Annotated in this window: 13 protein-coding genes and 4 tRNA genes; 12 read left to right on the plus strand and 5 right to left on the minus strand. The window is 62.1% G+C overall.

Annotated elements, in window-relative coordinates; all coding sequences use genetic code 11:
* Nucleotides 1–34: 34 nt before the first annotated feature.
* Genes ABM562_RS08765 through thiO form a run of 3 tightly spaced genes read left to right on the plus strand, consistent with a single transcriptional unit; the run spans nucleotide 35 to nucleotide 2,007 of the window.
* Nucleotides 35–457 carry a pilus assembly PilX family protein gene (locus ABM562_RS08765; protein ID WP_460421456.1) on the plus strand — a complete coding sequence of 141 codons (423 nt, stop codon included), beginning with the start codon at nucleotides 35–37 and terminating at the stop codon, nucleotides 455–457.
* A 20-nt stretch (nucleotides 458–477) separates the two neighbouring features.
* Entirely contained in the window at nucleotides 478–876 is a 399-nt protein-coding gene (locus ABM562_RS08770; protein ID WP_115085689.1) for a type IV pilin protein, read from the plus strand.
* A gap of 27 nt (nucleotides 877–903) precedes the next feature.
* Nucleotides 904–2,007, plus strand: coding sequence for a glycine oxidase ThiO (thiO, locus tag ABM562_RS08775; RefSeq protein ID WP_346617009.1), 1,104 nt, complete (start codon nucleotides 904–906; stop codon nucleotides 2,005–2,007).
* A 103-nt stretch (nucleotides 2,008–2,110) separates the two neighbouring features.
* Here thiO and ABM562_RS08780 read toward each other — a convergent pair whose 3' ends face one another.
* Complete coding sequence (locus ABM562_RS08780) at nucleotides 2,111–2,341, minus strand: PP0621 family protein (RefSeq protein ID WP_038998721.1); 231 nt, start codon at nucleotides 2,339–2,341, stop codon at nucleotides 2,111–2,113.
* Between the two features lie 93 nt (nucleotides 2,342–2,434).
* Nucleotides 2,435–3,457 (minus strand): outer membrane protein assembly factor BamD, encoded by a 1,023-nt coding sequence (locus tag ABM562_RS08785; RefSeq protein WP_115085289.1) that lies wholly within the window; start codon nucleotides 3,455–3,457, stop codon nucleotides 2,435–2,437.
* Nucleotides 3,458–3,607: 150 nt separating this feature from the next.
* Here ABM562_RS08785 and rluD point away from each other — a divergent pair, with 150 nt between their 5' ends.
* From rluD to ABM562_RS08825, 8 genes are all read left to right on the plus strand, one after another.
* Nucleotides 3,608–4,570, plus strand: coding sequence for a 23S rRNA pseudouridine(1911/1915/1917) synthase RluD (rluD, locus tag ABM562_RS08790; protein ID WP_038998723.1), 963 nt, complete (start codon nucleotides 3,608–3,610; stop codon nucleotides 4,568–4,570).
* Nucleotides 4,567–5,307 carry a peptidoglycan editing factor PgeF gene (pgeF, locus tag ABM562_RS08795; RefSeq protein WP_115085290.1) on the plus strand — a complete coding sequence of 247 codons (741 nt, stop codon included), beginning with the start codon at nucleotides 4,567–4,569 and terminating at the stop codon, nucleotides 5,305–5,307. The genes rluD and pgeF overlap by 4 nt, the downstream gene beginning before the upstream one ends.
* Before the next feature lie 124 nt (nucleotides 5,308–5,431).
* Entirely contained in the window at nucleotides 5,432–7,996 is a 2,565-nt protein-coding gene (gene clpB, locus ABM562_RS08800; protein WP_115085291.1) for an ATP-dependent chaperone ClpB, read from the plus strand.
* A 303-nt stretch (nucleotides 7,997–8,299) separates the two neighbouring features.
* Nucleotides 8,300–8,375 (plus strand) — tRNA-Asn (locus ABM562_RS08805).
* 10 nt (nucleotides 8,376–8,385) lie between these two features.
* Nucleotides 8,386–8,462, plus strand: a tRNA-Pro gene (locus ABM562_RS08810).
* A gap of 5 nt (nucleotides 8,463–8,467) precedes the next feature.
* Nucleotides 8,468–8,543 (plus strand) — tRNA-Lys (locus ABM562_RS08815).
* Nucleotides 8,544–8,641: 98 nt separating this feature from the next.
* Nucleotides 8,642–8,718 (plus strand) — tRNA-Pro (locus ABM562_RS08820).
* A gap of 96 nt (nucleotides 8,719–8,814) precedes the next feature.
* Nucleotides 8,815–9,345, plus strand: a complete 531-nt coding sequence (locus tag ABM562_RS08825) for a dihydrofolate reductase family protein (protein ID WP_093379425.1) — start codon at nucleotides 8,815–8,817, stop codon at nucleotides 9,343–9,345.
* A gap of 157 nt (nucleotides 9,346–9,502) precedes the next feature.
* Here the strand turns inward: ABM562_RS08825 and ABM562_RS08830 are convergent, their stop codons facing one another.
* From ABM562_RS08830 to ABM562_RS08840, 3 genes are all read right to left on the minus strand, one after another.
* On the minus strand, nucleotides 9,503–10,798 hold the full coding sequence (locus tag ABM562_RS08830) for an NAD(P)/FAD-dependent oxidoreductase (protein WP_460421460.1): 1,296 nt from the start codon (nucleotides 10,796–10,798) through the stop codon (nucleotides 9,503–9,505).
* Between the two features lie 84 nt (nucleotides 10,799–10,882).
* Nucleotides 10,883–11,056: a DUF3094 family protein gene (locus ABM562_RS08835; RefSeq protein ID WP_081492759.1), complete on the minus strand. Its 174-nt coding sequence runs from the start codon at nucleotides 11,054–11,056 to the stop codon at nucleotides 10,883–10,885.
* 168 nt (nucleotides 11,057–11,224) lie between these two features.
* Nucleotides 11,225–11,854, minus strand: coding sequence for a DUF1780 domain-containing protein (locus ABM562_RS08840; RefSeq protein WP_010220617.1), 630 nt, complete (start codon nucleotides 11,852–11,854; stop codon nucleotides 11,225–11,227).
* Nucleotides 11,855–11,972: 118 nt separating this feature from the next.
* Between ABM562_RS08840 and ABM562_RS08845 the strand changes: the two genes are divergently transcribed.
* Nucleotides 11,973–12,434: a hypothetical protein gene (locus ABM562_RS08845; protein ID WP_346617012.1), complete on the plus strand. Its 462-nt coding sequence runs from the start codon at nucleotides 11,973–11,975 to the stop codon at nucleotides 12,432–12,434.
* Nucleotides 12,435–12,458 lie beyond the last annotated feature (24 nt).

The following is a 12,458-nucleotide window of genomic DNA, read 5'->3' on the forward strand; positions in this document are numbered from 1 at the left end:
TTGGGGCTGTTGGGGGGGGCTCGGCATCTCGGCCATGGTCAGTGCCACCCTGCAGGAGCGCATGGCTGGCAACCTGCTGGCGGTCCTGCAAAGCTTCGAGCATGCGGAGCAGACCTTGCTGCTGGGGGAATCGGACGTTTCTGGCGCGCAGCCATGCACGTACTGTTTGCCACCCCCTGAAGCCGGGCGGGTGAGGGCCGCAGGTGTATACCGCGGCGAGGGGCCAACGTCTGGCCTGAGCTGGCAACGCGGCGCCAGCGGCTTCTACCTGGTGCAGAACCTTGGTCAGAGCACCCACGCCGCGCACTTGCCTGCCAATCTGGCCGCCACTCTGTACCGGATCACCGCAGTCAGCCATGGCGGGACAGGCCGCAGCGTGCTGGAGAGCGTTTATGCACAGGCTGTAGAAGAGGGCGCCCATCAACCCAGGCGCATCCTCTGGCGGCAGATTCACTAGGAGTTCGATTGATGTCCACCCTGCAGAAAGGTTTGAGCCTGATTGAACTGTTGCTTGTCGTCGCCGTGGTCGGCATTCTGGCGGGCATTGCCTACCCCAGCTACAGCGAACAGGTCCGCAAGGCCGCACGCACGGAAATCGCCGGGTTGCTGTTCGAGAGCGCGCAGATACTGGAGCGTCACTATTCACGCACCGGCCAGTATGCCGACAGCGAAGCCCTGGTCACCCCATTGGCGCCCGGGACCGAGCACTACCGGCTACAAGCCGTTCGTCATTCGACGTCATTCATCCTTACCGCCCGGCGTATTCCGGGTGGCTTGATGACCAGTGACCGCTGCGCCGATTTCGAGCTCGACCAGGCCGGTGTGCGCAGCAATCCCGGCGCCGTCGAGGCCGGTCGTGGCTGTTGGGGTGGCTGAGGTTTACTTCAGAAGTTGGATCAATACATGACCAAGCAAGTAGTGATTGTCGGCGGCGGGGTGATCGGCCTGCTGACAGCGTTCAACCTGGCGGCCGACGTCGAGCAGGTGGTGCTGTGTGATCGTGGCGCGCTCGGCCAGGAGTCTTCCTGGGCCGGTGGCGGCATCGTCTCGCCGCTGTACCCGTGGCGCTATAGCGCGGCGGTAACGGCCCTGGCGCACTGGTCGCAGGATTTTTATCCACAGCTGGGCGAGCGCCTGTTCGCCAGCACCGGGGTAGACCCTGAAGTGCACACCACCGGCCTGTACTGGCTGGACCTGGACGACGAAGCCGAAGCCCTGGCCTGGGCCGAGCGCGAAGGGCGGCCGTTGAGCGCTGTGGATATCTCTGCGGCCTATGACGCGGTGCCGGTGCTTGGCGGCGGTTTCCGTCGCGCCATCTATATGGCCGGGGTTGCCAACGTACGTAACCCGCGTCTGGTCAAATCACTCAAGGCCGCCTTGCTGGCGCTGCCGAACGTGAGCATTCGCGAGCACTGCGAAATCACCGGCTTTAGCCGTGAGGGCGAGCGCGTCACCGGTGTCGAAACTGCGAACGGAGCGATCCAGGCCGATCGCGTGGTGCTGACGGCTGGCGCCTGGAGCGGCGACTTGCTGCGGCCATTGGGCCTGGAGCTGCCGGTCGAGCCGGTGAAAGGGCAGATGATTCTGTACAAGTGCGCCGAAGACTTCCTGCCGAGCATGGTGCTGGCAAAGGGGCGCTATGCGATCCCGCGGCGTGACGGGCATATTCTGGTGGGCAGCACCCTGGAGCATGCCGGTTACGACAAGACCCCGACCGGGGAGGCGCTGGAAAGCCTGAAGGCGTCGGCGGTGGAGTTGCTGCCGGCGCTGGCCGATGCCACCCCGGTAGCCCATTGGGCAGGGTTGCGGCCGGGTTCGCCGGAGGGCATTCCGTACATCGGCGAAGTGCCGGGCTATGCCGGGCTGTGGCTGAACTGCGGGCATTACCGCAATGGCCTGGTGCTGGCGCCGGCGTCCTGCCAGTTGTTTGCGGATTTGTTGCTGGGTCGTGAGCCGATCATTGACCCGGCGCCGTATGCGCCGGCTGGGCGCTTGGCTGCTCTCTAGGGCCCTATCGCCGGCAAGGCCGGCTCCCACAGGAAAGCAGATATCTTCAGACCCCTGCCGTATCTGTGGGAGCTGGCTTGCCAGCGATGGCCGCGCCGCGCAATCAGCGCTGCGCCCCGGGCCCCTGCTCCAGGTGCGCCTGGCTGCAATACCACTGCGCCCCGCGATGCAGCGCCCGGTCACTGGGCAAATGCACGCCGCAATGGGCGCAGCGGACCATCTTCAGCGGGTCTTCGAGGCTGTTGTTTTGCCCAGCAGCATTGCTGGCCTTGAACTTGCGCCACAGCCAGAAGGCGGCAGCAATCAGGGCAATCCAGAAAAGTAGGCGAACCATGGTGTCCAGCTTTATCAGTGAAGAGCCTTCAGTCTAGGGCTCAGGCATGAAAAAAGGGAGGCCTTGGCCTCCCTTTATCTTTTACACGATGGCTCAGTCGAACACACCGAAGGTCATGTAGCTGAACCAGGAGCGGTCTTCGTTGTTGCCTTCCGCTTCGTGGTTCTCTTCTTCGATGACGTCACCGTTGGCATCTTTAGGCTGCAGCTCTTGCGGGATCGCATCTTTGGCGTCCTGGTACTGCTTGATCACGTCCTGGTTGGCGCGGGTTTCGCCCGGCGGCAGCGGCGTGGCGGTATCGATCAGGCCCAGGGTGGCCTTGGACAGCCACGAGCGGTTGTCGGCCTCGTTCTGCTGCGGCACGAACTGGCCATCGACCAGGCTCGGGTGATCCGGGTAGTTGAGCTTGAGGGTTTCCAGGCTGGTAGCGGCCAGTTCGTCCAGGTGCAGACGCATGTAGGCTTCGGTCATCACCGCCAGGCCGTCGCCGACCGATGGGGTTTCCTGGAAGTTCTCGACCACGTAGCGGCCACGGTTGGCGGCAGCGACATAGGCCTGACGGGTCAGGTAGTAGTCGGCCACGTGGATTTCGTAGGAGGCCAGCAGGTTGCGCAGGTAGATCATGCGCTGCTTGGCGTCTGGCGAATAGCGGCTGTTGGGGAAGCGGCTGGTCAGCTGGGCGAACTCGTTGTACGAGTCGCGGGCAGCACCCGGGTCACGCTTGGTCATGTCCAGCGGCAGGAAGCGCGCCAGCAGGCCGCGGTCCTGGTCGAAAGAGGTCAGACCCTTGAGGTAGTAGGCGTAGTCGACGTTCGGATGCTGCGGATGCAAGCGAATGAAACGCTCGGCAGCAGACTTGGCAGCCTCTGGCTCGGCGTTCTTGTAGTTCGCGTAGATCAGCTCGAGCTGGGCCTGGTCGGCGTAGCGGCCGAACGGATAGCGCGATTCCAGAGCCTTCAGCTTGCTTGTGGCGCTGGTATAGCTGTGGTTGTCCAGGTCGGCCTGCGCCTGCTGGTACAGCTCGGCTTCGCTCAGGTTTTCGTCGACGACTTCCTTCGAAGAACAAGCAGCGGTCAGTCCGAGGATGGCGATCAGCAGCAGGTGTTTCACTTGCATGGCGGCTTGCGTCCCTATGACGGCCGCTGTCTTGGGCGTGGCCGTCCTGTTATGATGAGCACCCCGATGCAACCCTCGGGGCAAAAGACGTCGTATTTAACCACAAGCGCGCAGTCGAAACCAAAGGCTGTGCCGCCCGCTGATTCGAGCATGTCCGAGATCATTCAACTTCGCGCAGAGGTGCCGTCCGAATTGGGCGGGCAACGCCTCGACCAAGTCGCCGCCCAATTGTTCGCTGAGCACTCGCGCTCGCGCCTGTCCACCTGGATCAAGGAGGGGCGCCTGACGGTCGATGGCGCTGTCCTGCGTCCACGCGATATCGTCCACGGCGGTGCGCTGCTGGCGCTCGATGCCGAGCAGGAAGCCCAGGGCGAGTGGGTGGCCCAGGACATCGAGCTGGATATCGTCTACGAAGACGACCACATCCTGGTGATCAACAAGCCTGCCGGGCTTGTGGTCCACCCGGCTGCGGGCCACGCCGATGGCACCCTGCTCAATGCCCTGCTGCACCATGTGCCGGACATCATCAACGTGCCGCGCGCCGGTATCGTCCACCGCCTGGACAAGGACACCACCGGTCTGATGGTGGTGGCCAAGACCATCCAGGCGCAGACCCAGCTGGTCGCCCAGTTGCAAAGCCGCAGCGTCAGCCGCATCTATGAATGCATCGTGATTGGTGTGGTCACCGCCGGCGGCAAGATCAACGCGCCGATCGGGCGCCATGGCGGGCAGCGCCAGCGCATGGCGGTGACCGAAGGCGGCAAGCCGGCGGTCAGCCACTACCGCGTACTGGAGCGTTTCCGCTCGCACACCCACGTGCGGGTCAAGCTCGAGACCGGGCGTACCCACCAGATCCGCGTGCACATGGCCCACGTCAACTTCCCGTTGGTCGGCGATCCGGTCTATGGCGGACGTTTCCGTATTCCGCCAGCGGCCAGCCTGACCATGGTCGACGCGCTCAAGACCTTCCCGCGCCAGGCCCTGCATGCACGCTTCCTGGAGCTGGATCACCCGGTGACCGGCGAGCGCATGGGCTGGGAATCGGCGCTCCCGGACGACTTCGTCTGGCTGCTGTCGCTGCTCAAGCAGGACCGCGAGGCGTTCGTCGGATGAGCGAGCTGACGCAAGCGTTGTTGATCCCCGACTGGCCTGCGCCAGCCGCGGTTCGCGCCTGCGTCACCACGCGCAGCGGCGGGGTCAGCCTGCCGCCCTATGAAAGCTTCAACCTCGGTGACCATGTTGGCGATGCGCCAGCCGCGGTGGCCGAGAACCGCCGGCGCCTGACCGCCGAGTTCGGCATCCAGCCGGCCTGGCTCAAGCAGGTGCATGGCGTGGTGGTGGCCGATGCCGACCCCAGTGTTATCGCCGAAGCCGATGCCAGCTACAGCGCGACCCCGGGCATTGCCTGCACGGTGATGACCGCCGACTGTTTACCGGTGCTGTTCTGCGACCGCGCCGGCACCCGGGTAGCCGCCGCCCACGCCGGCTGGCGCGGGCTGGCCAACGGTGTGCTCGAAGCCACCCTCGATCGCCTGGGGCTGCCGCCGGAAGAGGTGCTGGTGTGGCTCGGCCCGGCCATTGGCCCGCAAGCCTTCGAAGTCGGCCTGGAAGTACGCGACGCGTTCACGACCGTTCATCCGGAAACGGCCCAGGCCTTCGTGCCCGGTGCCCAGCCCGGCAAGCTGATGGCCGATATCTACGAACTGGCCCGCCTGCGCCTGGCAGCACGCGGCGTCGATGCAGTCTATGGTGGTGGCTTGTGCACCGTCAGCGACCCGCGCTTCTATTCTTATCGGCGCACCCCGCAGGGTGGCCGCTTCGCTTCCCTGGTCTGGCTGGCACCGCGCTGACCTGGATCAAGCCCGTCAAGCTTGAAACCTCCAGAATCACCCTCATCTACAGTGGTATCTCAGGCAGGTTTTTCTTCATCAGGTGTGTCCATCGCTCCGACCTGCCCATAAAGGAAGGTAACCCATGCGAATAGACCGTTTGACCAGCAAGCTGCAATTAGCGTTATCCGATTCCCAATCCCTGGCCGTGGGCATGGACCATCCGGCCATCGAGCCTGCGCACCTGGTGCAGGCCCTGATCGATCAGCAGGGCGGCTCGATCAAGCCGCTGCTGATGCAGGTCGGCTTTGACGTCAACAGCCTGCGCAAGGCGTTGAGCAAAGAGCTCGACCAACTGCCGAAAATCCAGAACCCCACCGGCGACGTCAACATGTCCCAGGACCTGGCGCGCCTGCTCAACCAGGCTGACCGCCTGGCCCAGCAGAAGGGCGACCAGTTCATCTCCAGCGAGCTTGTGCTGCTGGCGGCCATGGACGAGAACAGCAAGCTCGGCAAGTTGCTGCTCGGCCAGGGCGTGACCAAAAAAGCCCTGGAAAACGCCATCAGCAACCTGCGTGGCGGCGAGGCGGTCAATGACCCCAACGCCGAAGAATCGCGCCAGGCCCTGGACAAATACACCGTCGACCTGACCAAGCGCGCCGAAGACGGCAAGCTTGACCCGGTGATCGGCCGTGACGACGAAATTCGCCGCACCATCCAGGTGTTGCAACGCCGTACCAAGAACAACCCGGTGCTGATCGGTGAGCCTGGCGTGGGTAAAACCGCCATCGCCGAAGGCCTGGCCCAGCGCATCATCAATGGCGAAGTGCCGGATGGCCTAAAAGGCAAGCGCCTGCTGTCGCTGGACATGGGCGCACTGATCGCCGGTGCCAAGTTCCGCGGCGAGTTCGAAGAGCGCCTCAAAGGCCTGCTCAACGAGTTGTCCAAGCAGGAAGGGCAGATCATCCTGTTCATCGATGAACTGCACACCATGGTCGGCGCCGGTAAAGGCGAAGGCTCGATGGATGCTGGCAACATGCTCAAGCCGGCCCTGGCCCGTGGCGAGCTGCACTGCGTTGGCGCCACCACGCTGAACGAGTACCGCCAGTACATTGAAAAGGATGCGGCGCTTGAGCGGCGTTTCCAGAAAGTACTGGTAGAAGAGCCGAGCGAAGAAGACACCATCGCCATCCTGCGTGGCCTCAAAGAACGTTACGAGGTGCACCACAAGGTAGCGATCACCGACGGCGCGATCATCGCCGCGGCCAAGCTCAGCCACCGCTACATCACCGATCGGCAACTGCCGGACAAGGCCATCGACCTGATCGACGAAGCGGCCAGCCGCATCCGCATGGAGATCGACTCCAAGCCGGAAGTGCTCGACCGCCTGGAGCGCCGCCTGATTCAGCTGAAGGTTGAATCCCAGGCGCTGAAGAAAGAAGACGACGAAGCCGCGCTCAAGCGTCTGGAGAAACTCACCGAAGAGATCGTCCGGCTGGAGCGCGAGTACGCTGACCTGGAAGAGATCTGGACCTCGGAAAAAGCCGAAGTGCAGGGCTCGGCGCAGATCCAGCAGAAGATCGAACAGTCGCGTCAGGAGCTTGAAGCTGCCCGCCGCAAGGGCGACCTCAGCCGCATGGCCGAGCTGCAGTACGGGGTGATCCCGGACCTGGAGCGCAGTCTGCAGATGGTCGACCAGCACGGCAAGGCAGAAAACCAGCTGCTGCGTAACAAGGTCACCGAAGAAGAGATTGCCGAAGTCGTCTCCAAGTGGACCGGCATCCCGGTGTCGAAGATGCTCGAAGGCGAGCGGGAAAAACTGCTGAAGATGGAAAGCCTGCTGCACGAGCGGGTGATCGGCCAGGAAGAAGCGGTCGTCGCGGTGTCCAACGCTGTGCGTCGTTCGCGTGCCGGCCTGTCGGACCCGAACCGCCCAAGCGGCTCGTTCCTGTTCCTCGGCCCGACCGGTGTCGGTAAAACCGAGCTGTGCAAGGCGTTGGCCGAATTCCTCTTCGATACTGAAGAGGCCATGGTGCGTATCGATATGTCCGAGTTCATGGAGAAACATTCCGTGGCTCGCCTGATCGGTGCACCACCAGGCTATGTGGGATACGAAGAGGGTGGCTACCTGACCGAAGCCGTGCGGCGCAAACCTTATGCCGTCGTGCTGCTCGACGAGGTCGAGAAGGCTCACCCGGATGTGTTCAACGTGTTGCTGCAGGTACTTGAAGACGGTCGCCTGACCGACAGCCACGGGCGGACGGTGGATTTCCGCAATACCGTGATTGTCATGACCTCCAACCTGGGCTCCTCGCAGATCCAGGAACTGGTGGGCGATCGTGAAGCACAGCGTGCGGCGGTAATGGACGCCGTGGGTTCGCACTTCCGTCCGGAGTTCATCAACCGGATCGACGAAGTGGTGGTGTTCGAACCGCTGGGTCGCGAGCAGATTGCCGGCATCACCCAGATCCAGCTCGGCCGCTTGCGCAGCCGTCTGGCCGAACGCGACCTGAGCCTGGAGCTCAGCCCCGAGGCGCTGGATAAACTGATCGCCGTCGGTTACGACCCGGTCTATGGCGCACGGCCGCTGAAACGGGCGATCCAGCGCTGGATCGAGAACCCGTTGGCGCAGTTGATCCTGTCGGGCCAGTTCCTGCCAGGCAGCGCCATTACGGCGAAGGTAGAGGGCGAAGAGATCGTCTTCGCCTGAGTTTTCGGCGGGTTACGCTAAGGCCTCGAATTTCGAGGCCTTTTTTCTTTGCATTTTTTCTCGAGTGCTTGTAAAGTGCGCCCCGCTGTATGTCACCCCGCAGTTTCCCGGCAAAATTGGGAATCTGAAAAAAAGTTGCAAATCAGTAAGTTGAATGCAAATTAGGGGTTGACAAGGGTTTTGAAGGTTGTAGAATAGCGCGCCTCAGAGACATGAACGCAGCGATGCACAAGGTCGAAGAGTTCGAAGCGGTAGTGATACAGCACTCGAAATTGCAGCACTGTTGTAATTGAAATTGATAGTTCCGCGATAGCTCAGTCGGTAGAGCAAATGACTGTTAATCATTGGGTCCCAGGTTCGAGTCCTGGTCGCGGAGCCAAATTTCAAGCCGGGGTATAGCGCAGTCCGGTAGCGCGCCTGCTTTGGGAGCAGGATGTCAGGAGTTCGAATCCCCTTACCCCGACCATTTTTGGGTCGTTAGCTCAGTTGGTAGAGCAGTTGGCTTTTAACCAATTGGTCGTAGGTTCGAATCCTACACGACCCACCATTTTTGAAGCCGGTACGCTGGGTTCAAATCTTAAAAGGTTGGTTTGCCATTAGCAGCCAGCCATAAAAAAGGCGCCTTAATCGGTGCCTTTTTTTTACCGGGGTATAGCGCAGTCCGGTAGCGCGCCTGCTTTGGGAGCAGGATGTCAGGAGTTCGAATCCCCTTACCCCGACCATATTCAGAAAGAAGGGCACCTTGCAAAAGGTGCCCTTTTTTCGTTTCTGCGGCCTGCCTGATACTATCCGGCTATTTCCTGCAAGGACGCCGCGCCATGCCCCTGAAAACTTCCGTCTACATCGCCACCAGCCTCGATGGCTTCATCGCCCGTGAAAGCGGCGAACTGGACTGGCTGATGGTCGCCACCAGCTCCAGTGACGATCACGGCTATGCGGCGTACATGGCCACCATCGACACCCTGGTCATGGGCCGCAACACCTTCGAGAAGGTCCTGACCTTTGGCGAGTGGCCGTATCCGCACAAGCGTGTGGTGGTGCTGAGCAGCACCTTGCAGCAGGCCGATATGCAGCACGGCGTCGAAGTGCACCCGGGGCCGGTCGCCGACCTGGTCGAGCACCTGAATGAAACAGGCGCCAAGGGCCTGTACCTTGATGGCGGGCAGGTGATTCAGAGTTTCTTGCGCGAAGGCCGGCTGGATGAACTGACCATCACCCGCATACCGGTGTTGCTGGGCAGTGGCATCCCGCTGTTCGGGGCCCTGGCGAAGGACGTGACGCTGCAGCATATGCGCAGCACCACCTTTGAGAGCGGGTTTGTGCAGAGTACCTATCGGGTCCTCAAGTAAAACCTACACCACGGACCTGTGGGAGCTGGCTTGCCAGCAGCACATTTACATCGACTGTACCGACGCCATCGCGGGTCAAGCCCGCTCCTACAGAAACACCGCCATACCTGTGGGAGCGGGCTTGCCCCGCGATGAGGCCCTCAAAGCCAATCCAGCATCAGTGCAGCTTCAACCGCGGCTCAGTCCCGCGCCCGATCCGGCTACCCAGCATCAGCATCAGCGTGCGGAAGGTCCCGTACAGCGCCATCTGGTGCATGCGGTACAGCGACACATAGAACATCCGCGCCAACCAGCCCTCCAGCATCACGCTACCGGTCAGGTTACCCATCAGGTTACCCACCGCCGAAAAGCGCGACAGCGACACCAGCGAGCCATAATCCCGGTACGCATACGTCGGCAACGGCTTGCCTTCCAGACGCGCCTTCAAGCCCTTGGCCAGCAACGACGCCTGCTGGTGCGCAGCCTGCGCCCGTGGCGGCACGTTGCGGTCGCTGCCCGGTTGCGGGCAGGCGGCGCAGTCGCCGAAGGCGAAGATGTTGTCGTCCAGGGTGGTCTGCAGGGTAGGACGCACCACCAGCTGGTTGATCCGGTTGGTTTCCAGGCCGTCGATATCCTTGAGGAAACCCGGCGCACGAATACCCGCCGCCCAGACCTTCAGACTGGCCTGAATCACGTCACCATTGCTGGTACGCAGTTCATCGGCAGTCACTTCACTGACCGCCGCGTTGGTCATCACCGTCACCCCGAGTTTTTCCAGGGTCTTGTGCACCGGCACGCTGATGCGCTCCGGCAGTGCTGGCAGTACCCGCGGGCCGGCTTCGATCAGGGTGATGTGCATGTCTTTGGGCTGGATACGATTCAGGCCGTAAGCCGCCAGCTCATGGGCTGCGTGATGCAGCTCGGCCGCAAGCTCGACACCGGTGGCACCGGCACCGACGATAGCCACGCTGATTTGCTCATTGGCCTGATCGCCGGCGTGGGCGCGCAGGTAATGATTGAGCAACTGCTGGTGGAAACGCTCGGCCTGCTTGCGGGTGTCGAGGAACAGGCAATGCTGCGCCGCGCCCAAGGTGCCGAAATCGTTGGTGTTGCTACCCACCGCGATCACCAGGGTGTCATAGCCCAAGGTACGCGCAGGCAGCAGCTCGCGGCCGTCCTCATCAAGGGTGGCGGCCAGCTGGATCTGCTTGGTTTCGCGGTCCAGGCCGCTCATGCGCCCGAGCTGGAACTGGAAGTGATTCCACTTGGCCTGGGCCACGTAGTTCAGTTCGTCTTCAGAAGAGTTGAGCGAGCCTGCCGCCACTTCGTGCAGCAGCGGCTTCCAGATGTGCGTCAGGTTGGCGTCGACCAGGGTGATGCTGGCGCTACCTTTTTTGCCCAGGGTCTTACCCAGGCGGGTCGCCAGTTCCAGGCCGCCGGCGCCGCCGCCGACAATCACAATACGGTGAGTCATGGAGATATCTCATAAGGTTTACGGAATTCGGGTCTTGAGTGGCAGGCCGCACGGGGCGGGCGTTGTGGGCGAGCGCAAGGCAGCTCATAGCACCAGATGACTCAAGAGGCGGCTCAACAAGCCGAGTGCAACGGTCACGACCACCACCAGCAGAAGGAGCAGCCAGGGCCGGAACGGCTTGCGCTCGACTTGGTGCTGGGGGGCTCGCAGGTATTCATCGACGCGACGCTGGTCTTCGGGATTCAGGCGGCTGGTCATGAGGGCCTCGTCAGATAGACGCATGTGACTGTGGGAAAGCTACAGTGTTCACTGTAGTAGCTCGAAGGTCGCCCATCTTTCAGTCACTTGGCTGTCTTTATAACGAATGATTGCGCTTTGTATCACCGGCGCAGAATTTATGCCATCGGGCGTTGGCAGGGGGCCAGCTCAGAGGCTTATGCCGACATCAAAAACGATGCTGCGCCCCAGGTTGCCGCGCAGGAAATCCGGCGCATCCGGGTGGGCAAACAGCACCCGGGCAAAGGTCGGGCCCACCAGTGACAACGAGCGCCAGCCCTGGCGCAGGTATTCGGTGGGCGGCGGAAAGTGGCTGTTGAGGTCGAGCACTTCGCGCTTGAGGCTGGCGAAGGCAATGATGTCCAGTTCGCTCAGGTCGAGGCCGCGCTCCTGATAGTTGTGCGATTTTTTACGCAGAGTCGGCGCCAGGCGCTGCAGCAATTCCTGGGCGCTGATCCGCCGTGGCCGGGCTTCGCGGCGCACCAGCTGGCTCAATGAAAAGGCACTGCGCCGGCGCTGCAGCTCTTCGCGCCATTCGTCGTTCAGGCGCCGGCCTTCATCCAGCACAAAGAACACCTCGAAGGCGGCATCGCGAAACAGCACGTCAGGCGGCTCTTGCCCGGCGGCGGCAAAGTCTTCGCTGCGGTAGGGAATATTCAGGCCTTGCAGCAGGCGCTGGCAGACCCAACGCTCACGTTCCCATTTACGGGCATTGGATAGAAACGCATTGGCTTGTTCGGCCTGAATGGTGAGCAGGCGCAAGTAGTCTGAGTCGTCCATGGGCACAAGCTTAGCGTTCAATTGAGCTTTGCAGGAAATGTCTGCAAGCCATTGCTGCGCCGGTAAGCTAGCGCCTAGACTGCGCACCCGTTGTGGGCTCGAATATCAGGGAAGAAACATGAGCGTAGTAAAGATGGGCGGTGTATTTGGCTCCGGTACGGTGCTGTGCGGCCTGTTGGTATATGGCGTGGGCTTTTTGTTCTGGACGCCTACCGTGCCTTACGACACCCCGGATGGCCGCTATGTAGTGCTCAAGGAGGGCGATTCAGCGCCCTACAGCGTCAAACTCATTGACCATCGCGGCGCCGAAGATGAAATCGTGCGCAGCTACGCCGAGTTCAACCCCAAGGTGCTCAGCGTCATGCCCGGCGACTACCGCGTGCGCCTGACCCTGAACGAGTTCGGCTGCTACGGCGCCTGGGCCGATGTGCAAGTGTCGGCGACCACCATCAGCGTCATCGAGCAGCAGCGCAACCCCAGTTGCCAACCACCGGACTGGCTGGTGGAAGGCGCCGTGTTCCGCCTGTTCGAGGCACCTAAGGCGCCCGCCGAGGCTGATCAGGCCAATCCCGAGGTGTAGTTCAGCTCATTACAGGGACGGACG

It is taken from the genome of Pseudomonas sp. ZL2 (genome assembly GCF_054788455.1).